This window comes from Aeromonas sp. MaB10011B (genome assembly GCF_017939325.1).
In the GTDB taxonomy this organism is placed as follows: Bacteria; Pseudomonadota; Gammaproteobacteria; order Enterobacterales; family Aeromonadaceae; genus Aeromonas; species Aeromonas caviae.
In genome coordinates, this window is the sequence record NZ_JAGKRK010000075.1 from 300815 (window position 1) to 326933 (window position 26119).

A 26119-nucleotide genomic window follows, 5' to 3' on the forward strand; every position below is an offset into this window, starting at 1 on the left:
CGGGCAGGGCGCCATGCCGACGATAGGGTGCGGCATGATCACAGTCCCTTGGCGCTCAGCATCTCTTTGTAGCGCTGATGCAGCAGCTTGACTCGTTCCACATAGGCCCGGGTTTCGGCCAATGAGGGATGCCGCCGTGCTTGTACCGTACCGGTCCTACAACCCCTTGGCGCTCAGCATCTCCTTGTAGCGCTGATACAGCAGCTTGACCCGTTCCACATAAGCCCGGGTTTCGGCCAATGAGGGATGCCGCCGTGCTTGTACCGTACCGGTCCTACAACCCCTTGGCGCTCAGCATCTCTTTGTAGCGCTGATGCAGCAGCTTGACTCGTTCCACATAAGCCCGGGTTTCGGCATAGGGCGGTATGCCGCCGTGTTTTTGCACCGCACCGGCGCCTGCATTGTAGGCGGCGGTGGCCAGGGCAACATTGCCGTCATACTGCTTGAGCAGACCCGCCAGGTATTTCACCCCGCCAAAGATGTTCTGCTCCGCCAGCAGGGCGTTGCCGACCCCGAGCTCGCGCGCCGTGGCGGGCATCAGCTGGGTCAGTCCCATGGCGCCCTTGCGGGAGACGGCCAGAGGATTGAAAGCGGACTCGGCATGGATAAGTGCCCGGATGAGGGCAGGCTCGACCTGATAAGCCTTGGCTGCCGCCTGTATGGTGCTGGCGTAGTCATAGAGGAAGAGGCCTGTCGTGCGCCAGTTGACCTTGGACGCCGGATCGCAGGCATAGCAGTCGTTGAACAGCAGCAGTTCGTAGTGACCCTGCTCCGGCATCATGTCGGAATAGCGTATGACCCCGTTCTTTTGTACCGACTTGTAGACCTGGATCTGACGGCTTGCAGGCTTAGCGGGTTCAGGGGAGGGGAGCGGCGCCGTGGTGAGTGCCACGGTACGCGGCGTGGGAACCGGGGAGGAGACAGCCGTCTCCGGGGTCAGGATCACCACCTCTGCCGGCGGCGGTATCTGAGCCGGGGCTGCGTGGGAAAACAGCGGCATCATGCCCAGCAACATCCATGCTTTCAACGGCTTGCTCCTTAAGCCTCGTTAGCCATGTTGAGTAAAGCATTCGGGATGGCGCAGAACAAGTGCCCGTGAACAGGGGAGGCTGGAAATGTGATGGCAGAGGGACGTCCCACCTGTGTGCTCACTCAGGACAAGGGGCGCGGCTCATGGCGTCAAGGGACGCATGATCGCAACCTCGTCTTTTCCATCTAGTTATTGGCTTTTTTGTAAGTTAAAGGCGTGTTATCTTGCAGTTGCTCCACTCTGGTCAGATCTCTTCGTGGAGCCAGAGAGCGAGCAGGAGAGGGCCGGTATGGCCAGAGCGAAATGGGCATGACAAGCAGGCGAGCGATGGAGCTCAGATTCGAAGAGTACTGTGATGCGGATCTTTCCCTCATCAGAGACTATTACGAGACGACGTTTTCCCACTATGTGCCGGATTTGGCAGAACGGATTTTTGTGGTTCGTGATGCGCACTGGCTGGTGGGGGCGGTGCGCCTGCGCGATGAACAGGATTACTACCACTTGTGCGGCTTTCGTCTGCTCCCTCACTACCAGTCTCTGGGGCTGGGGTCCCGCTTGCTGCAGCATGCCTGCCGCGATCTTTCCGACAAGCCCGTGATCTGTCACGCCCTGCCATTCGAGAAACCCTTCTACCTCAAGGCGGGATTTGACCACCTTCCCCTGCATGAACTCGACGGACCCCTTCACTCCCACTATCACCAGCAGCACGAACAGGGTTACCAGATCGAGCTGCTGGTGCGTCAGGCGAAGGCGCCTGTTTTCAACTGATGTCTTATTGGGGTTTGGTCAGCAGGTGGATCTTGCCTGGTGACAGCTCCAGCCCCAGCAGATTTTCCTTGAGCCAGGCCTGATTGGGGTCCTTGTCATCCAGCTTGTAGACAGGCTGGGTCTCCAGCCGTTTCTCCATGCTCTGCAGCAGCATCCTCAGCATGAAACCAAACTTCTGTTCCGCCGCAGCAGGCTCCAGCTTGTAATCGATGAGCTTCATGTTGTCGAGGAAGAGCGCACTCCTGGCCTTGTCGTAGCGGGGCCTCGCCTCATAGGTCATGTTGAGGCGCGCGTCGTACTCGGTCTGATCCGGGAGCGCGATTTTCAACTTGCCTTTGCCAAACACCCTGGCGGTATCCGGGCTCTGGCGACCAATCTGCACATCGCTCTGCTCGAGTTGCACATGGGCCTTGATGATGCCGGGCAATTCCAGCTGTTTGTCCACTTGCACCTGGGATTGCAGGTACTGAGTTATCTGCTGCTCATTGATGTCATATGAGCCTTGACCTAGCATGGCCAGACTCAGCAGCATAGATTGCAGGATCATGCTAACGACCTGATAGAATGGGTGTGCCCCATAGCATACCATCCCGACCCTGTGGGGTCTGCCCGTGCCATCTGTCCAATACACCAAGGAGTCGCCTTGCTCGACGGTCTGGAATACGACATTCAGTTGCTGTTTTCCCGCTTTCTCGGCTGGTTGTTGCTGTTGTTTCACACCGTGATCGTGGCAGGGATCTCCCTGCGGGTGGTGATGAAGCGACGTCCCATCGGGGTATCCCTCGCCTGGTTGGCCCTCATCTATGCCATCCCCTTCGCCGGGGTCGGTTTCTACGTGCTGTTTGGCGAGATACGCCTCGGTCGCAAGCGGGCGGAGCGGGCCCAGGCCATGTACCGTCCTTACGCCATCTGGATCCGCCAGCTCGCGCGCCTCTTCCCCCAGCACTGCTGCGAGGTGGGCAGCAAGGCACGCCCGCTCCACGATCTGATCCAGGGACGCTTGGCCATGCCCATGCTCTCGGGCAACCGGATGACCCTGCTGCACAAGCCCAAGAGTATCGTAGAGGAGATAGTGCGCGACATCCGGGGCTCCTCCCAATCCTGTTATCTGGAGTTCTACATCTGGCACCCCGGCGGGGATGTGGACGAGGTGTGCGAGGCGTTGATGGAGGTGGCGGCACGCGGCGTGGATTGTCGTGTCTTGCTCGACTCCATCGGCAGCAAGACCTTCTTCCGCTCCTCCTGGCCCAAAACTTTGCGCGCCGCCGGTGTCAAAGTCGTGGAAGTGTTGCCGGTCGGCGCCTGGCGAATCCCCTTCCAGCGCCAGGACTTGCGCATGCACCGCAAGCTGGTGGTGATCGATGACAAGGTTGGTTATACCGGCTCCATGAACATGGTGGATCCCCGTTTCTTCAAGCAGGATGCCGGGGTCGGCCAGTGGGTCGACATCATGATCCGGGTGCAGGGCCCCGTGGTGCCGTTGATGTGGTCCACCTTCGTCTGGGACTGGGAGATGGAGACCGGCGAGCGGCTGCTCGACAGTCTGCAACATGAGCCGGAAGCCTGGCCACAGACCAACTATCGAGCCCAGCTCATTCCCTCAGGCCCCTTCGTCGGCGGTGACTGCATCCAGCAGAGCCTGCTGCTCGCCATCTACCAGGCTCGTCACCATCTGGTGCTGACCACCCCCTATTTCGTGCCGGACGATCCGCTGGCTGCGGCCCTCTCTTCGGCGGCGGCCCGCGGCGTGCTGGTGCAGTTAGTTCTGCCTGCGCGCAACGACTCCCTGATGGCCAACCACGCCAGCAACTCCTTCATGGAGGATCTGCTGGCGGCAGGAGTGGAGATATACCGCTATGATGCCGGACTGCTACACACCAAGAGCGTGCTGGTGGACGATGATTTCGCCCTGGTGGGCACGGTCAACCTCGACCGGCGCAGTCTCTGGCTCAATTTCGAGATCACCCTGCTCATCGACAACCCGGTGTTTGTCGCCGAGATGAACCAGCTGGTGCAGGGCTACATGCTGGAGGCGACCCCCATGTCACTGACCAGGTGGCGTGCCCGCCCCTGGTACAAAAAATTGCTTGAGAACATCTTCTACCTGTTCAGCCCCCTGCTGTGACAGCCAGAGCGTGGACCCCAAGCCGTTGTCTGGCTTGTGTTGATGCCCATCCTCCCCGTAGAGTGCGCCCATGCACCCGCCATTGAACCATTGTGGAGAAACAGAACTGATGAAGAAAAAAGTGGCCTTGGCCGTCGGAGCCGTGTTGGTGGTGGGAGGGCTTGGCGCCTGCTGGTACACGGGCAATACGTTCGACCGGATCCTGACCGAGCAGATCGCCAGGGCGCAGCAGGAGAGCGGAATCGAAGTCACCTGGAGCCCGGAGACGGAGAATCTGTTCACCCGCGACGGCGTGCTCAAGGTGGTGGTGCCGCCCCAGACGCTGGCGAGTTTTGATCCCCAGCTGGCGGGAAGCGAACCCATCGAGATGCAGTTCGCGTTCAACAGCCGCCTGTTGCCGCTCTATATCAAGAGTCACCTCCAGCTTGATACCGCACAGGGCACGCTGGCGCCTATCCTGACCTCTCTGGGGATGCAGCAGTGGCAACTGGGGGCAGAATCGGCGAGCAGCCTCTGGACCATGAGCAACAGTTCCCGCTTCTGGGTGAGTGACTTCAAGGTCAAGGAGGGGCTCAACGAGTTCACCTTCCTGCCCTTGAACGGCGACTATCGTGGGGATCTCGAGGGCAATGGTCATCTCACCGCCCACTGGTTGGGGATGACGGTCCACGATGCCCAGAGCAAGACAGATCTGGCCTTGGCGGATCTCAAGGGCAGTGCCGACATGGCCGAGATCAGCGGGCTCTGGCTCTCTCCCCGCAGCGATGCGACCCTCACGGCCTTCACCCTGACCCAGCCGGGGAACGTCAAGATCACGCTGGAGGGGCTGATCACGGCCACCGAGCTGGCGGGGGACGATCTTCAGACGCTCTCCACTCGCTATCAGATGAAGGTGGCGACCCTCAACATGGAAAGCGAGGAAGACCGGCTCGCGCTGACCCAGGGAAATCTGGATCTCTCCCTCAAGGGGCTGGATCTCGAGGGGTATCAGACGCTGCAAGAGGCCAGCAGCAAACGGGTGGACGAAGCGGCCATCCAGGAAGCGCTGGACAAGATGCTCCAGAGAGGGGCTACGCTGGAACTGGCGGATCTGAGTGCGCGATTGAACGGTGAGCCTGTCAGCCTGCAAGGTGAGGCCAAGCTGGCGCCCACCACTCTGGCACAGTTGATGGGCAGCGAGGAGGGGATGCAGGCACTCTCCGGTCTGCTTCATGCCCACCTTGGGGAGACGCTGGGCCAGGCCGTTCCCCAGTTGGCCCCCATGCTGGAGCAATTCACTGCCATGGGATATCTGAAGGCGCAGGAGTCACAGCTTCAGGCCGAGCTCAAGCTCGACAAAGGGGCCGTGACCGTCAATGGTCTGCCGCTGCACCCGTGAGTGCCGCGCAATGAAAAGGCTCCCTCGGGAGCCTTTTTTCTGGGGGCGCGCAGCCGCTTATTTGAACACGACTGTCTTGTTGCCGTAGACGAAGACCCGCTCGTTCAACACCAGTTCCAGCGCCCGGCTCAGCACGGATTTCTCCACGTCGCGTCCGGCCTTGGCCATGTCATCGGCACTGAAGGTGTGATCGACGTGGATCACGTCCTGCTCGACGATGGGGCCTTCATCCAGATCGTCGGTGACGAAGTGGGCGGTGGCACCAATCAGCTTGACCCCGCGGTCGAAGGCCTGACGATAGGGGCGGGCACCGATGAAGGCAGGCAGGAAGGAGTGGTGGATATTGATGATCTTGCGCGGATAGGCTTCGACGAAGCTTGGGGTCAGCACACGCATGTATTTGGCCAGGATGACGTAATCCGGCTGGTAGCCATCGATGAGCGTGCGCACTTGCTCCTCATGCTCGGTGCGGCTCAGATCCTCGTGGCTCACGCAGTGGAAGGGGATGTCGAACTTGCCGGTCAGCTCGGCGAGGGTGTCGTAGTTGCCGATGACCGCGACGATGTCCATGTCCAGGGCGCCGGCATAGTTCTTCATCAGGATGTCGCCGAGGCAGTGGGTCTCCTTGGTCACCAGGATGACGATGCGCTTCTTGCCCGCCTTGACGAGACGACGCTGGGCGCCGGCAGGCAGGGCATCGTCGAGGTCGGCCAGCAGGGTCTCGTCGTTGAAGCGCCCTTCCAGCTCGGTGCGCATGAAGAAGCGGCCGTTTTCGTGATCCACGAACTCGTCGTTCTTGTTGATGTTGAGCTGGTGCTTGTAGCAGATGTTGGTGATCTTGGCGATGAGACCCTTGGCGTCGGGGCAATCGGTCAGCAGTATTTTCTTTTCCATCTCTGTCATGATTCCGTTTGTGATGTTGGCACCCGGTCTGCGCGGGCGCGCGCGTTTTTGCTGGCACTATGCCACAAACGAAATCAGAAAGGACAGCGCGCCGTGTATCGGGTGGTGCTCGCGCGAAAATTGCAGTGCAGCCAGCTCCCGGTTTGTCTTTGATGGGTTTTTGGCTGGCATCCTGCGTCTTTTTTCTTTAGGCTGTCTGCGCTTATTCTCAGGGCGGGGCGAAATTCCCCACCGGCGGTATCCCGATGTGACTCGGGCAGCCCGCGAGCGCCCGACCCGGCATTCATCCGGGACGGGGTCAGCAGATCCGGTGAGATGCCGGAGCCGACGGTCATAGTCCGGATGAAAGAGGATAAGACAGATATTGCTGGCCAGACCCTGCCGGGTTGGCCGCCGCATGGCTACTTCTGTCTGCCTTTCCATGCCCTGATTCTGGTCCTTGTCTTTTTTAGGAGTCTTACCATGAATCAGTCTCTACTCAGTGAATTCGGTGATCCCATTGCTCGCGTCGAAGCCGCGCTGGCCGCCTTGCGTGCCGGTCAGGGTGTGCTGGTGGCCGATGATGAAGATCGCGAGAACGAAGGCGATCTCATCTTTGCCGCAGAAACCATGACCAACGAGCAGATGGCCATGATGATCCGCGAGTGCTCCGGGATCGTCTGCCTCTGTCTGACCGACGAGCGGGTTCGCCAGCTCGAGCTGCCGATGATGGTGGAGGCCAACTCCAGCCACTATCAGACTGCCTTCACCGTGACGATTGAAGCGGCGCAGGGGGTGACCACCGGGGTGTCCGCTGCCGATCGCATTACCACCATCCGCGCGGCCATCGCCGACGGCGCCCGGCCCTCCGATTTGCATCGACCCGGCCATGTCTTCCCGCTGCGCGCCCGTACGGGTGGGGTACTGACCCGCCGTGGTCACACCGAAGCGACCGTCGACCTGATGCAGCTCGCCGGGCTCAAACCTTACGGAGTATTGTGCGAGTTGACCAAGGAAGATGGCTCCATGGCCAGGTTGCCGGACCTGGTGGCCTTCGGTCGCCAGCACCGGATGCCGGTCCTGACCATCGAAGATCTGGTGCAATATCGTCAATTGCTGTCAGAACGTTCAGCCTGAGCCTCATACGAAATTGTAATAAGCCCAAATTTTGGTTACGCTTTGTGCGAACCTCATCCAGGGACACTCATTTTTGCTTAAAGTTTGTACGGAAAGTGTGCAACTAAAAAAAAATGAGGGTTTTAACGCATTTATCTGTGATGAGGCCTATCCAAACTATGATTTTTTTGTGCCATAATCACGCCGCTTGCTAAACGTCTGGCGAGTTAAAGGGAGCTTTTAAAAATGAAAAAAATGTTGTTGGTAGGTGTTGTTGGTCTGTCCGCTCTGCTGGGCGGTTGTGCAAACACCAGCGAACTGGAAACTTCCGTTCAGAATCTGTCTAACAAAGTTGACCAACTGGCTCAAGATGTTAGCGCTGTTCGTGCTGATCAGTCCAAGATCGCTGCTGATGTTGCAGAAGCCAAGCAAGAAGCTATGCGTGCTAACCAGCGCATCGACAACATGGCTACTTCCTACAAGAAGTAATCCATGCGAAAAAATGGCGCATTTCAATGCGCCATTTTTTTTGCCTGAAATTCGTCAAATACCCGCGTTTTTCCCGCTAATACCCGCCTGACAAGGCAATGCCGACGAATCGGCATCCCCTCATCTGATTTTCCTGTCGCTCAATAGAGCAGGCTGTAGAGCTTGCGACGATAACTCTGCGCCGCCGGGTGCGCACCCATGGTTGCCAGCACATCGAGATAGATCTTCTTGGCATCGCCAAAGGCGAGATCACGTTTGAGGATGGTGAACAACAGGGCCAATGCCTCCTCCTGTCTACCAACCTGGCTGTAAAGCACCGCCAGCTCCTGGGCGAGGGCATGGTCATCAGGCTGTTCAGCGTGGCGCAGCTCCAGGGCGCGCAGCTCAGGACTGTCGCTGGCCTGCAGCGCCAGCGAGAGGCGGGAGCTCAGGGTCTGGTAATGATCATCCTGTGCCACCATGGGGATGGTCGAAAGCAGGCTCTGCGCCTCGTCAAGGAGATTGAGATCCAGCGCGGCCTGTATCAGCCAGAGCGTGATGTCGTGACGCTCGGGGGCGAGGCGATGGGCCTGGCCAAGATGGGTGTGCGCCACATCGGCTTGCCCGTTCTCCAGCGCCTGCTTTGCCTGATCGAGCAGCAACTCCTCCTCTTTGGGGGCAAAGGCGGCGAAATACTGGCGCAATGTGGCTTCATCCTGCGGCCCTTCCAGAATGGCCTGTTCATCCGGGCGCCCCTGATGGAACAGCACCAGCGCGGGCAGTGCGCGCAAGGCAAGCTGGCTGGCCAGAGGCTGCAACTGGGGGTCGTTCATGTCGACTTTGGCCAGGGTCACCGCCGCATTGGCCGGGCCGACCAGCGCTTCCACTTGCGGGGTCATGGCCTGGCACTCCGGCATCTGGGGGGCGTGGAAATAGATGACGACCGGCTTTTTCATGGACGCATCGAGCAATTCTGCGTGGAAGTTCTGGGGAGTGATGTCGACGATCATGAGGCTGACTCTCGAAAAATGGTGTGGATCAACATGGGGTCCAGCGGGGTGGAATTCAAGCGCGTATCCAGCAGATGGGCATCGACCCGGCGGGTCGGGGCAGCCAGGCTGAGCCATCCGCTGCCCGCGGGCCAGTCGCGGATTTCATAGTGGCGATTGTCGAGATGATTTTTGAGCTGCCATGCCTGCTCCGGAAGGAAGCAGATTTTGTCGAGTCCGGCGGCAATGCCGTCGCCATGCGCCTTGAGCACAGCTTCCTTGCGAGACCATAGCCGATAGAAGGCCGAATGTTGCTCCTCTCGGGGCAGGGCGTTCAACCATTGGTATTCGCTTGGCGCATAGAAGCGTTTGGCCAGCGGCAGTATGGGACGGTGACGCAATCCCATCTCGATGTCCACCCCAAGGGGACCCTCCTCACAGAGGGCGATCACCAGCCACTCTCCGCTGTGGCTGAGGTTGAACTGCCAGCGATGACTGAGCAGTGTCGGTTTGCCATGCGCACCGATGCCAAAAGTCAGGGCATCGGCCCGGCAATGGAGTCGCTCGGCCAGCAGGCGGCGCAGCAGCACCCGGCCGAGCAGGTACTCATGCTGGCGACCCGCCTGGTGGATCTCGTGCCAGTGACGGCGTTCATCCGGGGCGAGTTCAGATGCCAGCCTGATCACCAGGTCTGCATCAACGCTTGCCGTATTTAACAAATAGAGATCCGCAGATAGCATAATATTTCACTTAAAAATGGGGGTGAAATAGCGATAACAGTCCGTTTGATGCGCTCAAAACCGATGCTTTCAAGATTGTATATTGTTTGGGCATGATCACATAAATTGCGCTAAACAGAGCATTTCCTTGCAAAAATGTGAGGTCGATTGGGATTTTCGCTTGCCTCGATAGAATTCTTGGATATAGTCGGGTGCTGTTGCCTTATAAATTGCCCTTTCGGGCTGCATTTTAACAAGTTTCACTCTTTTTGCGGGGATAAAGGATTGCGCCACCTGATGCTACTGCTGGTCGCGCTCGGAATGGTGGGTTGTGCATCGGCACCCCAACCCGAGGTCGCGAGCAAGATCGAGGTTTCCATGATGGAACCCGTGATTGAACCCGAAGTTTCACCAACCCCTGACGTCAACGAAATCCTGACCGTATACAAAGAGTGGCGCGGCGTTCCTTACCGGATGGGAGGCAGCAGCCAGCGAGGCATCGATTGCTCCGCCTTCGCCCGTGAAGTGTTCCGCAATGCCGTCGGCATCGAGTTACCCCGCGATACCCGCTCCCAGGTCCATGAAGGCACCCGGGTTTCCAAACAGGATCTGGTCGAAGGAGACCTGGTCTTCTTCAAGATCAACCGCCGCCTCAATCACGTGGGCATCTATGTCGGCAATGGCGAATTCATTCATGCCTCCACCCGCGCCGGGGTGACACGCTCCAAGCTCGACAGCAGTTACTGGCGCAGCAAATTCTGGCAGGCACGCCGGATAGACATCTGAGTCAGGCTGGACAAACGGCTCGCAGTACGGACTGTTTTTCCAACCTCACTTGAACCGGGCCCTCAGGGCCCGGTTTTTTTATGACCCTCGTTTAGACTTTCCCTGGTCGACTCTCTATAGTGTGGCCCCCTTGATCCTCGGCAGGTCCAGCATGACACCCCAGCAGAAAACCGGATTGCACCCGCGCAATCGCCATCAGGCACCCTACGACTTCGACGCGCTCTGCCAGCGTACCCCGGCGTTGACGCCTTTCGTGTTCACCAACGAGCACGGCACCCGAACCCTGGACTTTGCCGATCCGGCCGCCGTCAAGACGCTCAACCGGGCATTGCTGGCACTGCACTATGGCATTGCGCATTGGGATCTGCCCCCCGGCTATCTCTGCCCGCCCATTCCGGGTCGGGTAGACTACCTGCATCGAGCCGCGGATCTGCTGGCCGAGAGCGCGGGATGCGTACCGACGGGCAAGCAGGTTCGAGTGCTGGATGTCGGTGTCGGGGCCAACTGCATCTATCCCTTGCTGGGCGCCCGGGAGTATGGCTGGCGCTTCGTGGGCTCAGACATCGATCCTGTGTCGGTGAAGGCGGCAACCCTGCTGGCCACCAGCAATGGATTGGGCAACCAGATCACATGCCGTCATCAGGGTAACCCCAAGCATGTCTTTCGCGGGATCCTGGGGCCGAAGGAGCACTTTGCCCTGACTCTGTGCAACCCGCCGTTTCATGCTTCTCTGGCGGAAGCGAGCAAGGGGACGGAGCGCAAGCTGCGCAACCTGGGCAAGGGCCAGGCAGTGGCCGGGGCGCCCGTGCTCAATTTCGGCGGTCAGAAGGCCGAGCTCTGGTGCGAGGGGGGCGAGGCGGCGTTTCTGGCGGCCATGATAGAGCAGAGCAAGGAGTTTGCCAGCCAATGCCTCTGGTTCAGCTCGCTGGTGTCGAAAAAGGAAAATCTGCCTGCCGCACGAAAGGCGCTGGCTCGGGTGGGGGCGCGGGAGGTTCACGTGCTCGACATGGCGCAAGGCAACAAGGTGAGCCGGATCCTCGCCTGGAGTTTCCTGGACGATGGGCAGCGCAAGAGCTGGTGGACCGCCCAGGGGAGATGATCGAGGACGGGGCTCAGTGGCGACACGGGCCCTGTCTCTTTTTCAGATCAGATGTTGATTCGTTTGCAGCCTTCCATTCAATCGTTTTCCTGCCCGTGTTTGCTCGCATGTTAGTGACCACTTTCGCGCCTGGTACAGGTGTACGCCGAGATTTTTTTGTACTTGCTGATGAAACTTTCATAAAATAGGACTGGTTAGACCTCTTTACAGGCTTTGAATCGAATAGGGATCGGTAAATGAAAGTTGTCGATTTTCTGAAGCACAAGCGCGAAATTCTGGCGCAACACCCCTTTGAGCTCAAGGATTGGCTCTCTCCGGCGATCCGCGACTACTGGCGTGAGTTTCAGCAAAAGGCACACCTTCACCCCTTGCTGGGAAGAGTGCTGGATCTGCAGGGGGAGTCCCAGGATGCCCGCCAGCAAGAGGCTGCCAGAGTCACCCAGGTCGCGAATGGCCAGCCTGCCCTGGCGCAGGATCCCGTGGTGGAGCTCGAAGGTGAAGCGGCGGCACTCTATGCCGAGTTGCAGACCCGCATCGGTGAAGAGACCCATGTAGGTGAGTGGTTGCAGGTCACCCAGGCGTTGATCAACCAGTTCGCGACCGTGACCGGCGATCATCAGTGGATCCACACCGATCCCGAGCGTGCGGCAGCCGAGTCTCCCTTCAAGACCACCATTGCCCACGGCTTCCTGACTCTGGCCCTGCTGCCCCAGTTGACCGGTTCGGTGGACGAGAGCACGCCGGAGTTCCCGACCGCTCGCATGGTGGTGAATTTCGGCCTGGAACAGGTCCGCTTCCCTTATCCTATCAAGGTGGACAGCAACATCCGTGCACGTACCAAGCTGTCGCGTGTCACGCCCATCAAGGGAGGCATCGAGCTCCTCAAGGAGATCAAGATAGAGATCGAGGGGATCCGTCGCCCTGGCTGCGTCATCGAGTCGGTCACCCGGATCTATTTCTGACGCGTTCGTCTTGCGTCCATGAACACAGGCCCACTTCGGTGGGCCTGTGTCGTTTCTGGCGGGTCAGAAACTCGCTCCCAGGGTGATGAGGTGACGCCACTCCTTCTCGCTCACATCCCTGTGCAGGCCGTGGTAGTCGAGCCAGGCATCGTCCCAATCCAGTTCGCTTGACCAGGAGAGGCGCAGGTGATCGTTGAAATAGTACCTGAGGCCCAGGCTGCCGCTGACGGACTGCTTTCTGGTCAGGTAGGGGGAGGGTTGATCGACGAATTTTTCATAACTGCCCTTGCCAAACAGCTCGAATTTTTCTTCCCAGAGGGTCCAGGGCTGCCGGTAGTCCCACCCCAGGCTGACGAAGGGATAATTGATGATCCTGTCGTCAAACAGGTCGGAATTGCTCCACACCTCCGGCCTGAAATAGGCCCGTTCCAGACCGAGCTGTGTAATGAGCTCCAGCCGGCGTTGCCTGTCATTCCAGAAGCGGTAGCCGGGGCCGGATGCATAGTCAATCTCCAGATAGCCGGCATCGATCATGTTGTAATCGATGTCGACGGAAGATCGCAGGAACCAGTGATCGTCGAAGAAGAAGTCGAGCTTGGGTTTGAGCTTGTATTCGTGGCTGTCGGTGATGTTGTTCGCCGTTTCGTAGATGTACTCGCCATCCAGGCTGTAACGCCAGTCCAGATTGGCAAACTCGGTGGAGACCTTGAGATTGACGTTGTTGGTCTTCTTGGTGTTCTCCTTGAGCTTGATGTTGAGATCCCCGTTCCCTGTCAGCAGCCAGGCATTGGCCTCGTCAGGAGAGTCCAGCAGGGGGATCCCCGTCTTGGTGAGCGGCTTGGGTTTCTCCTGCTTGTCCAGACGCCATCGTTTGATGGCGTGGCGCGGGACCGTCATGGCCTGACTGTAGGTGGGCTTGATGCGGATCTGCTCGTCCGTGATCTCCTCTATGGTCCCGCTCACTCGATCGCCGTTGTGCATCCAGAGGATGTCCGCCATCGCCGCGGAGCCAGGCAGCAGAAGCAACAGGCAAACCACATGACTGATTCTGTTCATGGTGGTCAGGCCTTCAGCCGCTCACGGGTTTGGGCAGCCCGCTCTTTCGCTCGAGCAGGGCGGTCACCCGGGCACTGTCGATGTCGGGTGCAGCGATGAACTGCTCGGCCTCGGGGGAGAGCACCAGCGGCGCCCCCTGTGCCATCTCCGCTTCGGTGCGGGAGAGGGGGGAGTGTACCTCCAGCCAGCGACGACCGTCGGGTTCCACCGCCATCTTGACCGGCTGGTTGATGACCCGGACCGGGGTGCCGACGGGAACAAGACCAAACAGGGTTTCGATGTCATCCGGGCGCAGCCGGATACAACCCGCGCTGACTCGCAGACCGACCCCGAAATCCTTGTTGGTGCCGTGGATGAGGTAGTCCTTGTTGCCATAGCCAAGACGCATGGCGAACTTGCCGAGGGGATTGTCGGGGCCGGGGGGGACCACGGCGGGCAGATCGATCCCCTTCTGCTCCAGCCAGGACTTGCGGACCATGGGGCCGGGCACCCAGGTCGGGTTGGGATTTTTCGCAATGACGGTGGTGGTCATCTCCGGCGTCTCGCGGCCGATGTCACCGATCCCGATGGGCAGCACCATCACCTCCTGCTTGCCCTTGGGGAAGTAGTAGAGGCGAAGTTCAGGCAGGTTGATGACGATGCCTTCTCGCGGCACGTCGGGCAGCAGCATCTGGGTCGGCAGAGTGAGCCGGGTGCCCGGGGTGGGCAGATAGGGGTCTACGCCGGGATTGGCTTCGAGCAGTGCCAGAAAGCCTGTCCGGGTATGCTTGCCGACCAGTTCCAGATGATCGCCAGGCTGTACGATGTAATCTTCCAGGGCGCCGATGAGACGGCTGTCCGCTGGCGGCAGGGGATAGGTGTTGGACCAGACAGGTGCGGCCCAGAGGCTGGCGGCGGCCAGCAGCAGTGAGACGATACGAGTGTTGAGCATGGTTGTTCCTATCGGCTGGGGCGAGGGACGGGTTCCCTTCCAAAAAATGAGCAGAGATTGTCAACGAATCCCGCGGGGATTACCAGTCCGGCACCATGACTGCCGGGAGGGCGGAGGCGAGCGCGTCACAGGGTGTCACTGGCCCATCAGGCTCGCCGTATTCACCCGCCCGGAACCGGGTACAGGGTGGAGACAGTGAGCGAGGAGGCGTTGCCGGGTGAACGTCACTGGCGTTGGGAGGGGGGGGATCGCCGGATGGCGGTTTTATCGCCAGTCGTCTGATCTGCAACGAGATTTACATTGATTTCCCGGCTAGGGTTGGGTCAATATGAGTGCCCGTGGAGAGATGCCGGAGTGGCCGAACGGGATTGACTCGAAATCAATTGTGGCAGCAATGCCACCCAGGGTTCGAATCCCTGTCTCTCCGCCATCTTAAAGGCTCAACACATTGAAAAAGTTGGGTTTTTTATTTTAGTGATTTTTTCGGTATGCCAGTGAGTATGCCATTAGGTGTTGGCTGTCCTGCTCCTCGATAGCATTTCTTTGGACAGGTCATCGTCGTTACTCCTTTCAGTTTAACCAAAGCAAGAGAGGGCCAATGGCCCTCTCTTGCTATCTATTGTGTTGGTCAGTGCAAACAGCACTGCTTGTACTTCTTGCCGCTGCCACAGGGGCACGGCTCGTTGCGGCCAATCTTGATGGGTGCCACCACTGGTTGAGAACGTGCCGGGCGTTCACTTCGTTGCGCCAGAAAGTGGGCATGCAGGATACGAGCGGCAAAGCGGGCTTTAGTGGCTTGTTCTTGCAGGTGTTCATTGCTGAGCGCTTCGAGCGATGTAGGCATCTTCTCCAGCGGTTCACTGATCATCGCCAGTGCAGCAGCTTCAGGTGCGGGCAGAGCGGGCCATGGTGCCAATTCAATCGCCCCTAGGTAACCCCCACACCAGTCATGGATCAGAGGGACCCACTCTCCGTGTCGCTCAAATTCCGGCGCGACCGGGAAATAGTCTTCTGCCGCATAGGTCAGAGTGGTCGCAATGTCGTTGCTGTGGCGCATCACCAGGTCGATAAAACGTTCCAGTTCGGCTTCGCTTTGCCACTCGGGTTGATCCTGCTCACCACCCCAGATCGCGTGGAGCCAGGTGCTCGGCATAATGAGATGGGGGCCAGAGACCACCGCCGTCAAAAAGCCATCGAGCATCGACATCGAGGCAATGCTGTTATCACTGCCGTAGCGCTCAAGCAGCGCCTCCAGCTCATCAAACTCTTCATCACTCAAGATTTCAAAAGGTTGCATTACATCCCCACCATTCTCTGTGCGCTTTGCATCCAGGATGCCTTGAATGCCGGATCATTAGCGAACAGCTTATAAAGCTCCAGCTCATCTTTTCTTCGTGCCAGCATGACTTCTCTCATGATCTTCTCGAAGGCCAGCTCGCGGTTAATTGGATCAGTATTATTTTGATATTTTGATTCAAAGTCCGGGTGCTTCTTCACGCTATCGAGGATATTCACGAACTTCACTCGCTGCTCTTCCGGTGTCGAGCTCCAGCCCTGGAACCACTTCTCGTTAAAGCTCTTGATGATCTCATCCAGCGGGTCGGTCTCTTTCTCAGTGCCGTGGGCGCCGCGTGGATTAGGGTTTTGTGGCTCCAGCTCAGATTCTTCGTCATCCAGGGTGATGGCATGGTTGAGCTTCACGCGCTGTAGGCCGTAGGAGGAGAGATCCACTGACTCGAGCAACTCATCAAGTAGGTCGGCATCCGGGTCCTGTACTTTAAGTTTGGGGATCAGGAACTTGAGGAACCAGAACAGCTTCTCCCAGGTCAACATGTCGTAAGGCATGATGGCGGCCATTTGGCCGTAGATCTTCACGAACTGCTTGGCCTTGATCTTGATATCGGCCTTCTCTTCGTTACTCAGCTCCAGCTCATGGTTGAAGCGGTCTGCGGCCACATCGATGATGGCGCTGAGCAGTTGAGCATCTTCGTTATTGAAGTAGCGGGCAACAAACTCCTCAACCTCGAACCATTCATAAACACCGGTATCGTCCAGCGCATCCTTGAGCTCATGCAGCACATTGATGTCAGTGGCACCAGAGAGTGAAGTCGCGGTGTAGAAGGGATCGAACGATGCCTTGATCTCTTCAACTGGGTTGAAGAAATCGAGAATAAAGAGGTCTTCGGTCTTCTTGCCCCATTTGGGCGCAGCGCGGTTAAGGCGGGATAGCGCCTGCACGCACAGAACACCGTTCAGTTTTTTGTCGACATACATGGCACACAGCTTGGGCTGATCGAAACCGGTCAGGTATTTGTTGGCCACGATCAGCAGGCGATATTCGTCGGTATCAAACTTGTCGCGGGTATCGCCCTCAGCAAAGCCATTGAGATCAGCCTCGGTGTACTCGACGCCATCCACCTCCTTGCTGCCGGAGAAAGCAATCAGCACTTTGAACGGGTTCCCCATCGCCTCCAGCTGGCGGGTGATGGCCTTGTAATAGCGGATAGCAGAGACGATGTTCTGCGTCACCACCATCCCCTTGCCTTTGCCCTTGAGCTTCTTGGCATTCACCACATGGGGGATGAAGTGCTCGAGCATGATCTCGGCCTTGACGTCGATCGTCTCCTGGCTGCCTTCTACATAAGCCCGGAGTTTCTTCTGCGCCTTTTTACTGTCAAACAGCGGGTTCTCTTCGATGGACTTGCTGATCTCGTAGTAGCTGCGATAGGTGGTGTAGTTGGCCACCACATCGAGGATAAAGCCTTCCTCGATGGCCTGCTTCATCGAATAGAGGTGAAACGGCTGGAAGGTGCCATCCGGCTGCAACTGGCCGAACTTCTCCAACGTGGTGTTCTTCGGCGTGGCGGTAAAAGCGAAATAGGAGGCGTTGCCACGCATCTTGCGTGAGCGCATGGCCTGCAGGATCAGATCCTGAGTGTCTTCCATCTCCTCGTCCTGCAGCTTGCCCATCGCCGCGTTCATCTTGCCGTGGGCATCACCGGATTGTGAGCTGTGCGCCTCATCGATAATCACCGCAAAACGCTTGTCGCTCAGATCGCTGATGCCATCGACGATAAACGGGAACTTCTGGATGGTGGTGATGATGATCTTCTTGCCGTTCTCAAGGGCCGACTTGAGCTCGGATGACTTGTTGGCTGGCGCAATGATGTTCTTGACCTCGGAGAACTCCTTGATGTTCTCACGCAGTTGCTTGTCCAGCAGTCGCCGGTCGGTAACCACAATGATCGAATCAAACAGCGGCTGATCGAAGGCCTTGGCACCATGCACGTCAGTGCTATGAGGGTAAACCTCGATCAGCTGATATGCCGCCCAGGTGATGGAGTTGGATTTGCCAGAGCCCGCCGAGTGCTGAATAAGATAGGTCTGGCCAACACCGTGGTGAGCGGCATGGTCCACCAGCTTGCGCACTACATCCAGCTGATGGTAACGGGGGAAGAACAGGGTGCGTTTGCTCAGTAACTCTTTGGCGGACCCATCCAGACGCACAAAGTGCTGGATGATATTGGCCAGGCTCTCCTTGCTAAAGACCTCTTGCCAGAGGTAAGCGCTCTTATGGCCATAGGGGTTGGGCGGATTACCCTTGCCATGGCGATGCCCCTTGTTAAAGGGCAGAAAGAAGGTCGCCTTGCCAGCCAGTTTGGTGGTCATATAGACCTCGTCGGTATCCACCGCCATATGCACCAGACAACGACCAAAGTGCAGCAGGGGTTGGCTGATATCGCGATCGTCACGGTACTGCTTCTGACCGTGATAGCTGGCGTTCTGGCCGGTCCAGTGGTTTTTCAGCTCAAGGGTTATCAGCGGGATGCCGTTGATAAACAGCACCATGTCGATCTCTTGCTTGGGATTTTGCGCCGAGTAGGCCACCTGCCGGGTGCAACTAAAGAGGTTGGCAGCAAAATCCTGGCTTACCGTCGCGCTGCTGCTAGCCAGCGGCGCTGGATACATCAAGGTCAGGTGAGCATCATCAATGCTCAGGCCCTTTTTCAGCAGGTGCAGTACCCCCTGCTTTTTAATGATGCGGTCGAAGCGCTCTAGCACCTTGCGCTGCCAGTCGTGGGGATGATGCTGCTGGAGTTTGGCCAGCTCCATGGCCTGGGTGGTTTCAAGAAACTGCCAGAACAGCCGTTTATCGATGGCGTACTGCTTGTCAAAATCGAAGGCCTGCCCCAACACAAAACCATGGTGTGGCTTGGCGTAGACAGCGGCCCCCTCGCCAATATCATTGCCGAGGGTTTCCAGACACTGGCCGGTCAGGGCCTGCTCAATGGCCGTTTCAAGGGCCTGTTCTTTGGTGTTGCTGACCATCAATACTCCCTGCTCTCTTGTTCTCGTTTACCTGCCCGTGGTCATCTTGCCTTGGTATTGATCTAAACCCGCCCTCCTTGGGCTTTGGCTATATTGCACCAACCCAGCCAGACTACGTCACTGGTACCCTTGACTGGTTATGGCTATATCACCTTAATGTTGCCAGTTACTGCGCTGTGTATTAGGGATTTTTTATATTCTGTGAGTTTTTCAATCTGTGTTTTCAATAGTTCGACAGCGGACATTGTATTTTCCTCTTGCTCCCTAATGAAAGTAACGATCTGATCTTGCTCCTCAATCGGCGGTGCAATTACAAGCATCCTTTTAAAATCAGAAAAGCTAAGACTCTGTCTTAGACCAGAACCATATCGGTAAATTTCTTTGCACACATCTAATGCATGTAAAAAATAATGTATGTATTCAGCATTTTGCTCTAGGCTAATATTAAGACATAGATATGCACTTGTAATAATTCCATGGTTTTTAACAAATCCAGTTCTCAGGCTGGTTTTGTCATTTTGAAGATCTGTGCATCTAATTATGATATTGCCAGGCGAGACTACCTGATATGTTTCAAAGGACTCTGGAACAAGGCCGTTCAATTTTTCCTTCGCTTTAACAATAATTTTTCCATAGCTAAGAGAAAGAACTTGTGACTCAATCATCCCTTTGTTTGATTTTTTATTTTCGTTGAAAACGATAAATCCTGGCTGTAGCGACCAATGCTCTGGAATATCTCCAACCCAATCCACACCGGAGTCTTTCATCGGCACAGTCGGGTCGAGACCTTGGGTCACGGCTTGCTGGATCAGGATCTGCTTGCGCTCGTTAAGCAGCGCGATCTGCTGCTCCTTGATGGCAATCGCTTCGTCAATCTGGGTGGTTTTTGCATCCAGAAAATTGGCGATGGCGGTTTGTTCGATATACGAAGGTAAAGCAACAATTGTTCTCCTCAAATGAGGCCAGTATAAATTTCTCTGGATAGTTCCAACACCTTTTGAACAGATAAGATATTGCGACACCATGCTTCCATCACGGAAAAGATAATTGGCATATTTAGGGTTTATCTCTTTAGATAGAGATAAGACTAGGTATGCGGGACTAACTATTCCAATATGGTTGGATACGCCAACAGAACCTCTCCATGCTTGCTGGTTGTTTAATACGAAATCCCCTTTTTCCACAAATTGATATTTTGATAGATCAAGGCTGGTGCCGTTTGTGCGCTTTTCGTCCACATCGCTGAATTTGATTACCCCTCTATCTAGATAGACGGAGAGTAATTCCTCATCTTGCTTGTTGATGATGGATTTTATTTTTGCGATTTTGAATAAAGGGTAGATATCCCAGCAAGATGGGATATCTCCAAAGAATGGATTGCCACTCCATTTATAAGTTTTATATTTTTGCATAGCAGTCAGCGTCATCATGATCGTCTCCTGCTTATGCCTGGGCTTGGGATGTTGTGAGACCCAGGATCTGGGCGATCAAGCCATCGGCCTGCTGTTCCAACGTCAGGATCTCCTGAGCGACTGTCTCGAGTGAACGCAGCGGTTTATGGCGATAGAAATATTTGTTAAAGCTCACCTCATAGCCAATCTTGACCGACTCCATATTGAGCCAGGCCTCTGCCACATGGGGCTGCACCTCGTCGATAAAGTACTGGTAGATACTCTGGGTAAGTGGAACCGATTCGCTATCGCGCAGATCGCTGCTGCTCTCATAGGTGACGAACTCGCCTTTCTTACCAGTAGGGTAATAACCAAAGTCGGGCAGGTCGGCCTCTTCACAGCTGTAGAGCTCCAGCAGTTCACCCAGCTTGTCGGCACTGAGTTTCACCACCTTTTTCACCACCTTGGCGGCGGCTTCGTCATACCAGCTCACGGCATTGAACAGCGCATTTTTTTCTGTGACTGAGAGTTTGAGCTTATGGGCCTTGAGCGTCGCCTCGACTTGCGCCTTAAACAGGTTGAAGTCGTTAAACTCGGCTTCACCGATCTCCTGCATCAGGGTATGAGCCGTATCGAACAGAGTGCGGGCAGCGCACCAGAAATCGGTGCTCAGCAGCTTCTCTTTGGCCTTGTTGTTCAGACTTATCTCGTTTTTCTCGCACCACTCGAGGATCTGCTTGCTGTGCTCGGTCAGGAACCCATCCTGATAGACCTGCTCGCCATACTCGGCAAAGCAGTGTGCCATCACCTCGTTTAAGGATTTGTCAAAACGCAGCGCGTTGAGACGATCACTACTGAACTGGGCATTGCGGCGATCCGGGCGCTCCACCGTCACCTTGTAGTAACCAAAGTCCTCGTTTTTAAACACCTTGCTGGCGATGCCGATTGGATCGTCATTGCTATCCAGCTGGCGTTCTACATTGGCACAGGCGAGATAGGTGTTGGTGATCTCCTCGATATGTTCGGGAGAGAATTCGCAATTTTTGTCACCCAGGTTCTTGCGCAGTTTGCGATAGAGCAGGCTGGCGTCGATAAGCTGCACCTTGCCTTGCCGATGGGCAGGCTTGTGGTTGTTGAGCAGCCAGATATAGGTGGTGATGCCGGTGTTGTAGAACAGGTTGTTCGGTAGCTGGACAATGGCCTCGAGCATGTCGTTTTCGATAAGGTAGCGACGGATATTGCTCTCACCACTGCCCGCATCGCCGGTAAACAGGCTGGAGCCGTTATGCACCGAGGCGATACGGCTACCCAGCGGGCTTACCGATGGGGATTTCATCTTGTTGACCATCTCCATCAGGAACAGCAGCTGACCATCGCTGGAGCGTGGGGTGGCATCACAGCCTTTGGGATCGACTACGCCCCAGTAATCGGCGAGTTTTATCTTGAAGCGGCTGTCGATCACATCACTGCCATCTTTGATGTGCTTTTGCTCTGACGCCCAGCTTTTACCGTAGGGCGGGTTGGAGAGCATAAAGTCAAAGCGCATATGGGAGAATTCATCGGTGGACAGGGTGGAGCCTACCTTGATGTTGGCCGGGTCATTGCCCCGGATCATCATGTCAGACTTACAAATCGCGTAAGTCTCGTCGTTGATCTCCTTGCCATAGAGGTGAATATCACGGCTGACACCGGTAGCCGGGTATTTCTCTTCGATAAAGCCTTGGGATTCGGTCAGCATGCCACCGCTACCACAGGCAGGGTCATAGATCGTCATGGTGAGCGGCAGTTGATCCTTGATGGGATCAAACACCAGGTGGGTCATCAGCTCGATCACCTCGCGCGGGGTGAAGTGTTCCCCGGCCTCTTCGTTGTTCTCTTCGTTGAATTTGCGGATCAGCTCTTCAAACACATACCCCATCCCGAGATTGCTGAGGGCGGGCAGCTTGTTACCTTCCGGGTCTTCAATATCGTTGGGGGTGAGGTTGATATAGGGGGAGACGAACTTCTCAATCACATCGAGCAGCACCTGCTTGTCAGCCATATGGCGGATCTGCGCCTTGAGGTTAAAGCAGTTGACGATCTCCTTGACGTTATCGCTGAAGCCGTTGAGGTATTCATTGACGTTTGCCAGCAGGATCTGCTGGTTGTTGGTGGCTGCGTTCAACAGGGATTTGAGCGTCCACTTGGAGATGTTGTAGAAGACATAACCAGAAGCTGCCTTGAGCGGCTCTTCGTCCAGCTCGACTGCGTTCATCTCCTGCTGCTGGAAGCGGACCTCTTCCAGGACTGCTTCCTTGGTGGGTTCGAGCAAGGTATCCAGGCGGCGCAATACCACCATCGGCAAGATCACATCGCGGTATTTGCCACGGACGTAAACGTCGCGCAGGCAGTCGTCGGCGATGTTCCAGATAAAAGAGACGAGTTTGTTATGAACACTGTGATCCATGTTGTTTTCCTGTCTCCGGGTTACCCCGGAATGCAAAAAGTGTGGCCTGAGGGATTAACCGCATACGCATGGCTCTTGTGTCGCCGGATGATGGGAAGCGATAGCGGATGTCAGGTGGAGGAGTAGCGCCACCGTTTATCACGAGGTTCAAATGGATGTTTTTTCGTGATGGTTCGAGCGTGTTGGCACAGCCTCAAAATGGCCGCCAGTTTACCAGAATGGCTGACCGATTGCAGGCAAGCTGCTGTTTTAATTAACAGGGAGATACGGGACAAAAACAAAGGGAAGGCCATAAATGGCCCTCCCCAAACCTACCCACTTATCACGGACGAATAGGTGCCAAAATGTTACCACAAGCGGATTTGTGGTCACGCCTTGCGGTCAGGATTGGCGCCCATGTTCGTCGCTGGGTAAATGGCTAAGTAGACATAGCCGTGGCTACCCAGGGTATCGGCTTCGCAGGTAAAGCCGCCGTGCTGGATAGTGATGCAGTGCTGATGCTGGGCATCCAGTTCGCCGGTCAGCAGCTTGGCTTCCAGTGCCTTGATGATCTCCGGGAAAACCTGGTCGAGCTTGGCTATCTGCGCCTCACTCCATTCACCTATCAGACTGGCTCGTTCGGATAGAAAATCGAGCCGGTAGCGACTCTGTATCAGACGAGCGCCAAAGCGTGGGGAGATATCACGCGGCAGACCCCAGCAAATGCTGGGGAGCGGTGTGAGAGTCTGGAGCTCTGGAGAGTGCGTGGCAGAGTATGTGGGATGGGTTGTGGTCATGATTAGCGACACCTCATTTGAATGTCGATGATAGTGCCAGGCACGTTGTGGCGCTGACGTAGTCTGGCCAGATGCGCTGGGAGGTCTGTCAGGTTTGTCAGTCGCCCTCGGTAGAGCCGGGAGAGATTGACGTAGTCAGGATGGCTCACGGTGATGGTCACCTGATGCCCTGGCTGCCAGCGACCAAACAGGCGGGCTTTGGCCTCTTTGATGGCGGTGATGCCGGGAGCGGGTAACGTCTGGCGGTTGCGCAGGTGTAGCTTGTTAAGCTCGGGGGCATAGCGATGCACCTCGAGTCCGGTGATAAGACGGGTCATGTTCGGTGACTCCAATGATGCAAAAGGCCAGCCTGTGTGGACTGGCCCTTTATGCTGTTTGTGGATGAGCGAGACGGCGGGCCGTCAACTAGCGCAGTCAGCCGTCTCATTGATAACCGGCTTGCAGTTGAGTCGGCCCAGCAGGTGCCGCGAGCCGTACTGGGCCACCAGTCGGTCTATGGCCATCTGGGCGCAGGCCGTTCTGCTGGGCTTATTCTCAGGTATTGCGTAACGCGCGGTGAGCCAGCCGCCGAGCAGCGCGATGCGATAGCCGCTCGGGATGTGGGTGAGCGAGGTGCCTATCCCCCTCCCGTGAATGAGGAAGGGCACAGCCTGGCCGCCGATGTCGATATCCATGCGTTGCCCTTTGAGCTCGAAGGTGGTGAGCTCGCCAGTTTGCGGATGTTTGCCGGGCACCTTGATGGTGATGTTTTTCGCCATTTCACACCTCCGGCTTGCGTTCAAAGTGACGGGTCACAACACCTGCTTCCGGGTCGATGCTGATAAACGCCGGTGCCTGCTGGTGGTACTGGTAGAGCCGCGCCAATTCAGCGCGAAATGCCTCAACGTTTGGTGCAATCACATGGCAGGTATCCCCCTCGGCGTAGGTAAAGGTCTCCAGCTTCTCTGTGTGAATCCAGATGCCAAAGTACCAGGCATCCTCTTCGGTGTCGTATTGCTGCCAGCCTTGGGCCAGTAGCGTCCGGTCGTAGTAATAGCGGTCAGCCTGATGGCTCCCCCGGTCGATGCGGCAGCCGGTCACTGTAAGTTCAAACGGGATACGCCCCGCCTTGTGGGCCTTCTTGACTCTGCGCAGCAGCTTGAGGGCTTTGGCTCTACTACGGCCATTACCGAGTGGTTGCGGCTGCCTGGCCCGCAATCCCAGGTAGGTCATTATCTTCGGCGCGGTGTTGTGGTTGAGCTGACCGATGGCAGTGGTGATCTGCCGAGCGGTCAGGGTCTTGTAATCACGCAGGTCGTGCATGGTTGGGCTTCCTTCAAATGCAAACAGCCCCTCGGAGTGAGGGGCTGTATGGGCTCTTGTGTGTGCTGGTGGCCGTGGCTCAGGTGTGACTACTCCAATCCGGCTTGTCATTACTACCGTGGTTGACGTAGGCCCCGACAATTACCCGTTGCCACTCACCGACCGGCTGACCCGCTGCATTACAGGCGCAGCGAAAGCGGGCGAAGTTAATCTCTCGTGGCAGGTGCTCACGCATATCCCGTGGACTGACAAAGAGCGTGGTCTTGTGCAACACAGGGTTGGGGGCCACCAGCGGGCCACCAATACGTCGCCCCTCCACATCGTGGGCATAGGCAAAGCCCGGCAGCATCAATGGCTGACTGATGAGCTTGGCGAGTCCCGCATGGGCACACATGGCCTCCGCGACGGCGGCCTGGCTAAAACTGTCATTGAACTCAATCATTGATGTTTCTCCATTTCCTCCGGTGAACGGTAAGCAGCTGCCAGTAGCGCAAACTGTTCGACCAGATAGCTGATACTGATGCCCAGTTCATCGCTCACCCCATCCCCTAGACGGTGATGCAGGTGTGCCATGTCATCGGCGACACGTTGGGCTAGGTGGGCCATTGAACTCGGTGGCGAGCTTGCCACTGTCAGGGTGATGTAGAGATCCATCACATCTCTCCCCAGGGTGCTTGCTCCCACAGTGACAGCCGGGTCAGCACGTCTTGTGCGAGAGCCTGTTGCAACTGCTGTAGTACCTTCACAAGCCGAGGTGCCTGCTCAGGGCTCCCGGTCCATTCGCTCGATTGGTACAGGGCGCAGCAGGTGAACTTGTAGAGGGCCACCAGCTCGCTATCGGTGAGTGGAGCCTGGTGGTAACGGTGGGCAGGTTTAAGCGGACTCAGCTTGGTAGAGCGGTGCTGAAGTGGTTGATGACGCCCCAGCTGATAGCGATGCCAGACTGCACGCCGGTTGGCGAGCATCATCAGCCGTACCAGCCGGTCTACCCGCCACGTCCAGGTACTGGTGACATCCATTGGCGAGTTCCACCAGAGGGTGCGCAGCAACTCAAGGATGTAGTGCGGTGGCATCGGGGCATTGCAAAAGCGGTGTAACTGTACGGCAAAGGCTAGGTAATCCTTGCGATCGATCATGAAGGCAGACATGGGGTGATTCCTTGAAATGCAAAAGGCCACCTGCAGTGAGGTGGCCCAGTGGGTAGTGTTGGAATATCCGGATCATGGTGTTGGCGCGGATGATCCGGGTTTGGGGATGCTGGCGTTATTCGTGCGCCTGTTCTGCGTCTGGGTAAGCCGCATCAAACAGGATGGCGTAGAGCGCACAATCAATGCCGTTGACGGTATCGTGATGCAGGTAATAGGGCGGTGCGTCTCGGGAGCGCTCGAAGTAGTCGCCAAAGCAGCTGAGGCATTCGCGGATCTCGATGGTGGATCCCCGCAGCAAGGCCTCTTCAAGCTGCCTGGCATAACCCTCGTCATCACGCGCCTTGGTGACGGCTTTTTCCAGTAATGCCAGCGCCTCCTCGTTGCAGGCAGTAGCCAGACGATGGCGCAGCTTGCTCAG

The 26119-nt window shown here is 56.8% G+C and carries 27 protein-coding genes, 1 tRNA gene, 2 pseudogenes and 1 riboswitch; of the genes and pseudogenes, 9 read left to right on the top strand and 21 right to left on the bottom strand.

What is annotated here, in order from left to right; all coding sequences use genetic code 11:
- Window positions 1-38: 38 nt before the first annotated feature.
- The 3 genes and pseudogenes from J9893_RS17470 to J9893_RS17480 all read right to left on the bottom strand — a co-directional run.
- A pseudogene (locus J9893_RS17470) lies at window positions 39-142 on the bottom strand (lytic transglycosylase domain-containing protein); the annotation flags it as partial.
- A gap of 14 nt (window positions 143-156) precedes the next feature.
- A pseudogene (locus J9893_RS17475) lies at window positions 157-260 on the bottom strand (lytic transglycosylase domain-containing protein); the annotation flags it as partial.
- Window positions 261-274: 14 nt separating this feature from the next.
- Complete coding sequence (locus tag J9893_RS17480; protein ID WP_041213327.1) at window positions 275-1015, bottom strand: lytic transglycosylase domain-containing protein; 741 nt, start codon at window positions 1013-1015, stop codon at window positions 275-277.
- A 342-nt stretch (window positions 1016-1357) separates the two neighbouring features.
- Here J9893_RS17480 and J9893_RS17485 point away from each other — a divergent pair, with 342 nt between their 5' ends.
- Entirely contained in the window at window positions 1358-1798 is a 441-nt protein-coding gene (locus tag J9893_RS17485; RefSeq protein WP_223919618.1) for a GNAT family N-acetyltransferase, read from the top strand.
- A gap of 4 nt (window positions 1799-1802) precedes the next feature.
- Here J9893_RS17485 and J9893_RS17490 read toward each other — a convergent pair whose 3' ends face one another.
- Window positions 1803-2345 (bottom strand): DUF1439 domain-containing protein, encoded by a 543-nt coding sequence (locus tag J9893_RS17490; protein WP_232098057.1) that lies wholly within the window; start codon window positions 2343-2345, stop codon window positions 1803-1805.
- 96 nt (window positions 2346-2441) lie between these two features.
- Here J9893_RS17490 and cls point away from each other — a divergent pair, with 96 nt between their 5' ends.
- Together cls and J9893_RS17500 are read left to right on the top strand one after the other, a co-directional pair.
- The gene (cls, locus tag J9893_RS17495) at window positions 2442-3923 is read left to right on the top strand and encodes a cardiolipin synthase (protein WP_010673520.1); all 1482 of its coding nucleotides are present in this window, start codon (window positions 2442-2444) and stop codon (window positions 3921-3923) included.
- Window positions 3924-4032: 109 nt separating this feature from the next.
- Window positions 4033-5301: a DUF945 family protein gene (locus J9893_RS17500; RefSeq protein WP_182957596.1), complete on the top strand. Its 1269-nt coding sequence runs from the start codon at window positions 4033-4035 to the stop codon at window positions 5299-5301.
- A gap of 57 nt (window positions 5302-5358) precedes the next feature.
- On the opposite strand, the gene purU is transcribed toward J9893_RS17500, so the two are convergent.
- A complete protein-coding gene (gene purU / locus J9893_RS17505; protein WP_029313992.1) occupies window positions 5359-6195 on the bottom strand; it encodes a formyltetrahydrofolate deformylase in 837 nt (278 codons plus the stop codon).
- 209 nt (window positions 6196-6404) lie between these two features.
- Window positions 6405-6562, top strand: a riboswitch (FMN riboswitch).
- A 104-nt stretch (window positions 6563-6666) separates the two neighbouring features.
- Between purU and ribB the strand changes: the two genes are divergently transcribed.
- Together ribB and J9893_RS17515 are read left to right on the top strand one after the other, a co-directional pair.
- Window positions 6667-7320 carry a 3,4-dihydroxy-2-butanone-4-phosphate synthase gene (gene ribB / locus J9893_RS17510; protein WP_010673523.1) on the top strand — a complete coding sequence of 218 codons (654 nt, stop codon included), beginning with the start codon at window positions 6667-6669 and terminating at the stop codon, window positions 7318-7320.
- Between the two features lie 225 nt (window positions 7321-7545).
- Window positions 7546-7788 carry an Lpp/OprI family alanine-zipper lipoprotein gene (locus J9893_RS17515; protein ID WP_010634682.1) on the top strand — a complete coding sequence of 81 codons (243 nt, stop codon included), beginning with the start codon at window positions 7546-7548 and terminating at the stop codon, window positions 7786-7788.
- A gap of 140 nt (window positions 7789-7928) precedes the next feature.
- On the opposite strand, the gene J9893_RS17520 is transcribed toward J9893_RS17515, so the two are convergent.
- A complete protein-coding gene (locus tag J9893_RS17520) occupies window positions 7929-8777 on the bottom strand; it encodes a tetratricopeptide repeat protein (RefSeq protein ID WP_041214740.1) in 849 nt (282 codons plus the stop codon).
- On the bottom strand, window positions 8774-9496 hold the full coding sequence (locus tag J9893_RS17525) for a 4'-phosphopantetheinyl transferase superfamily protein (protein WP_210601647.1): 723 nt from the start codon (window positions 9494-9496) through the stop codon (window positions 8774-8776). Before J9893_RS17525 ends, J9893_RS17520 begins: the two co-directional genes overlap by 4 nt.
- Before the next feature lie 276 nt (window positions 9497-9772).
- Between J9893_RS17525 and J9893_RS17530 the strand changes: the two genes are divergently transcribed.
- The 3 genes from J9893_RS17530 to J9893_RS17540 all read left to right on the top strand — a co-directional run bounded on the left by J9893_RS17530 (window position 9773) and on the right by J9893_RS17540 (window position 12322).
- Window positions 9773-10261 carry an NlpC/P60 family protein gene (locus J9893_RS17530; RefSeq protein ID WP_039039319.1) on the top strand — a complete coding sequence of 163 codons (489 nt, stop codon included), beginning with the start codon at window positions 9773-9775 and terminating at the stop codon, window positions 10259-10261.
- A 151-nt stretch (window positions 10262-10412) separates the two neighbouring features.
- Complete coding sequence (rlmF, locus tag J9893_RS17535; protein WP_210601646.1) at window positions 10413-11360, top strand: 23S rRNA (adenine(1618)-N(6))-methyltransferase RlmF; 948 nt, start codon at window positions 10413-10415, stop codon at window positions 11358-11360.
- Window positions 11361-11596: 236 nt separating this feature from the next.
- A complete protein-coding gene (locus J9893_RS17540) occupies window positions 11597-12322 on the top strand; it encodes a MaoC family dehydratase (RefSeq protein ID WP_010673529.1) in 726 nt (241 codons plus the stop codon).
- A 63-nt stretch (window positions 12323-12385) separates the two neighbouring features.
- Here the strand turns inward: J9893_RS17540 and J9893_RS17545 are convergent, their stop codons facing one another.
- Together J9893_RS17545 and J9893_RS17550 are read right to left on the bottom strand one after the other, a co-directional pair.
- Window positions 12386-13369, bottom strand: a complete 984-nt coding sequence (locus J9893_RS17545) for a DUF481 domain-containing protein (RefSeq protein WP_210601714.1) — start codon at window positions 13367-13369, stop codon at window positions 12386-12388.
- Window positions 13370-13391: 22 nt separating this feature from the next.
- Window positions 13392-14309, bottom strand: a complete 918-nt coding sequence (locus J9893_RS17550; RefSeq protein ID WP_042878776.1) for a L,D-transpeptidase family protein — start codon at window positions 14307-14309, stop codon at window positions 13392-13394.
- Between the two features lie 340 nt (window positions 14310-14649).
- Here J9893_RS17550 and J9893_RS17555 point away from each other — a divergent pair.
- Window positions 14650-14739, top strand: a tRNA-Ser gene (locus J9893_RS17555).
- A 198-nt stretch (window positions 14740-14937) separates the two neighbouring features.
- On the opposite strand, the gene J9893_RS17560 is transcribed toward J9893_RS17555, so the two are convergent.
- The 12 genes from J9893_RS17560 to J9893_RS17615 all read right to left on the bottom strand — a co-directional run.
- A complete protein-coding gene (locus tag J9893_RS17560) occupies window positions 14938-15606 on the bottom strand; it encodes a UPF0149 family protein (RefSeq protein ID WP_021140873.1) in 669 nt (222 codons plus the stop codon).
- The gene (locus J9893_RS17565; protein WP_210601645.1) at window positions 15606-18638 is read right to left on the bottom strand and encodes a type I restriction endonuclease subunit R; all 3033 of its coding nucleotides are present in this window, start codon (window positions 18636-18638) and stop codon (window positions 15606-15608) included. The genes J9893_RS17560 and J9893_RS17565 overlap by 1 nt, the downstream gene beginning before the upstream one ends.
- 143 nt (window positions 18639-18781) lie before the next feature.
- Window positions 18782-20068, bottom strand: a complete 1287-nt coding sequence (locus J9893_RS17570; protein WP_210601644.1) for a restriction endonuclease subunit S — start codon at window positions 20066-20068, stop codon at window positions 18782-18784.
- A 13-nt stretch (window positions 20069-20081) separates the two neighbouring features.
- The gene (locus J9893_RS17575) at window positions 20082-22475 is read right to left on the bottom strand and encodes a class I SAM-dependent DNA methyltransferase (RefSeq protein WP_210601643.1); all 2394 of its coding nucleotides are present in this window, start codon (window positions 22473-22475) and stop codon (window positions 20082-20084) included.
- A gap of 368 nt (window positions 22476-22843) precedes the next feature.
- Window positions 22844-23251: a type IV toxin-antitoxin system YeeU family antitoxin gene (locus tag J9893_RS17580; protein WP_246875626.1), complete on the bottom strand. Its 408-nt coding sequence runs from the start codon at window positions 23249-23251 to the stop codon at window positions 22844-22846.
- A gap of 2 nt (window positions 23252-23253) precedes the next feature.
- On the bottom strand, window positions 23254-23568 hold the full coding sequence (locus tag J9893_RS17585) for a hypothetical protein (RefSeq protein ID WP_210601642.1): 315 nt from the start codon (window positions 23566-23568) through the stop codon (window positions 23254-23256).
- Between the two features lie 84 nt (window positions 23569-23652).
- Complete coding sequence (locus J9893_RS17590; RefSeq protein ID WP_210601641.1) at window positions 23653-24009, bottom strand: hypothetical protein; 357 nt, start codon at window positions 24007-24009, stop codon at window positions 23653-23655.
- A 1-nt stretch (window position 24010) separates the two neighbouring features.
- Window positions 24011-24553: a hypothetical protein gene (locus tag J9893_RS17595; RefSeq protein ID WP_210601640.1), complete on the bottom strand. Its 543-nt coding sequence runs from the start codon at window positions 24551-24553 to the stop codon at window positions 24011-24013.
- Window positions 24554-24632: 79 nt separating this feature from the next.
- The gene (locus J9893_RS17600) at window positions 24633-24995 is read right to left on the bottom strand and encodes a hypothetical protein (RefSeq protein WP_021140795.1); all 363 of its coding nucleotides are present in this window, start codon (window positions 24993-24995) and stop codon (window positions 24633-24635) included.
- Window positions 24992-25207 carry a hypothetical protein gene (locus J9893_RS17605; RefSeq protein WP_021140796.1) on the bottom strand — a complete coding sequence of 72 codons (216 nt, stop codon included), beginning with the start codon at window positions 25205-25207 and terminating at the stop codon, window positions 24992-24994. The genes J9893_RS17600 and J9893_RS17605 overlap by 4 nt, the downstream gene beginning before the upstream one ends.
- A complete protein-coding gene (locus tag J9893_RS17610) occupies window positions 25207-25572 on the bottom strand; it encodes a hypothetical protein (protein ID WP_232100731.1) in 366 nt (121 codons plus the stop codon). Before J9893_RS17610 ends, J9893_RS17605 begins: the two co-directional genes overlap by 1 nt.
- A gap of 244 nt (window positions 25573-25816) precedes the next feature.
- The coding region (locus tag J9893_RS17615) for a hypothetical protein (RefSeq protein ID WP_246875627.1) at window positions 25817-26119 on the bottom strand (303 nt) is incomplete at its 5' end.

What these genes read in the sequence shown, in the direction of transcription:
- J9893_RS17480 (WP_041213327.1), bottom strand. Translation starts at nt 1,015, where the DNA reads ATGTTGCTGGGCATGATGCCGCTGTTTTCCCACGCAGCCCCGGCTCAG.
- J9893_RS17485 (WP_223919618.1), top strand. Translation starts at nt 1,358, where the DNA reads ATGGAGCTCAGATTCGAAGAGTACTGTGATGCGGATCTTTCCCTCATC.
- J9893_RS17490 (WP_232098057.1), bottom strand. Translation starts at nt 2,345, where the DNA reads ATGATCCTGCAATCTATGCTGCTGAGTCTGGCCATGCTAGGTCAAGGC.
- J9893_RS17500 (WP_182957596.1), top strand. Translation starts at nt 4,033, where the DNA reads ATGAAGAAAAAAGTGGCCTTGGCCGTCGGAGCCGTGTTGGTGGTGGGA.
- purU (WP_029313992.1), bottom strand. Translation starts at nt 6,195, where the DNA reads ATGGAAAAGAAAATACTGCTGACCGATTGCCCCGACGCCAAGGGTCTC.
- ribB (WP_010673523.1), top strand. Translation starts at nt 6,667, where the DNA reads ATGAATCAGTCTCTACTCAGTGAATTCGGTGATCCCATTGCTCGCGTC.
- J9893_RS17515 (WP_010634682.1), top strand. Translation starts at nt 7,546, where the DNA reads ATGAAAAAAATGTTGTTGGTAGGTGTTGTTGGTCTGTCCGCTCTGCTG.
- J9893_RS17520 (WP_041214740.1), bottom strand. Translation starts at nt 8,777, where the DNA reads ATGATCGTCGACATCACTCCCCAGAACTTCCACGCAGAATTGCTCGAT.
- J9893_RS17525 (WP_210601647.1), bottom strand. Translation starts at nt 9,496, where the DNA reads ATGCTATCTGCGGATCTCTATTTGTTAAATACGGCAAGCGTTGATGCA.
- J9893_RS17530 (WP_039039319.1), top strand. Translation starts at nt 9,773, where the DNA reads ATGCTACTGCTGGTCGCGCTCGGAATGGTGGGTTGTGCATCGGCACCC.
- rlmF (WP_210601646.1), top strand. Translation starts at nt 10,413, where the DNA reads ATGACACCCCAGCAGAAAACCGGATTGCACCCGCGCAATCGCCATCAG.
- J9893_RS17540 (WP_010673529.1), top strand. Translation starts at nt 11,597, where the DNA reads ATGAAAGTTGTCGATTTTCTGAAGCACAAGCGCGAAATTCTGGCGCAA.
- J9893_RS17550 (WP_042878776.1), bottom strand. Translation starts at nt 14,309, where the DNA reads ATGCTCAACACTCGTATCGTCTCACTGCTGCTGGCCGCCGCCAGCCTC.
- J9893_RS17560 (WP_021140873.1), bottom strand. Translation starts at nt 15,606, where the DNA reads ATGCAACCTTTTGAAATCTTGAGTGATGAAGAGTTTGATGAGCTGGAG.
- J9893_RS17565 (WP_210601645.1), bottom strand. Translation starts at nt 18,638, where the DNA reads ATGGTCAGCAACACCAAAGAACAGGCCCTTGAAACGGCCATTGAGCAG.
- J9893_RS17570 (WP_210601644.1), bottom strand. Translation starts at nt 20,068, where the DNA reads ATGATGACGCTGACTGCTATGCAAAAATATAAAACTTATAAATGGAGT.
- J9893_RS17575 (WP_210601643.1), bottom strand. Translation starts at nt 22,475, where the DNA reads ATGGATCACAGTGTTCATAACAAACTCGTCTCTTTTATCTGGAACATC.
- J9893_RS17580 (WP_246875626.1), bottom strand. Translation starts at nt 23,251, where the DNA reads ATGACCACAACCCATCCCACATACTCTGCCACGCACTCTCCAGAGCTC.
- J9893_RS17585 (WP_210601642.1), bottom strand. Translation starts at nt 23,568, where the DNA reads ATGACCCGTCTTATCACCGGACTCGAGGTGCATCGCTATGCCCCCGAG.
- J9893_RS17590 (WP_210601641.1), bottom strand. Translation starts at nt 24,009, where the DNA reads ATGGCGAAAAACATCACCATCAAGGTGCCCGGCAAACATCCGCAAACT.
- J9893_RS17595 (WP_210601640.1), bottom strand. Translation starts at nt 24,553, where the DNA reads ATGCACGACCTGCGTGATTACAAGACCCTGACCGCTCGGCAGATCACC.
- J9893_RS17600 (WP_021140795.1), bottom strand. Translation starts at nt 24,995, where the DNA reads ATGATTGAGTTCAATGACAGTTTTAGCCAGGCCGCCGTCGCGGAGGCC.
- J9893_RS17605 (WP_021140796.1), bottom strand. Translation starts at nt 25,207, where the DNA reads ATGGATCTCTACATCACCCTGACAGTGGCAAGCTCGCCACCGAGTTCA.
- J9893_RS17610 (WP_232100731.1), bottom strand. Translation starts at nt 25,572, where the DNA reads ATGGATGTCACCAGTACCTGGACGTGGCGGGTAGACCGGCTGGTACGG.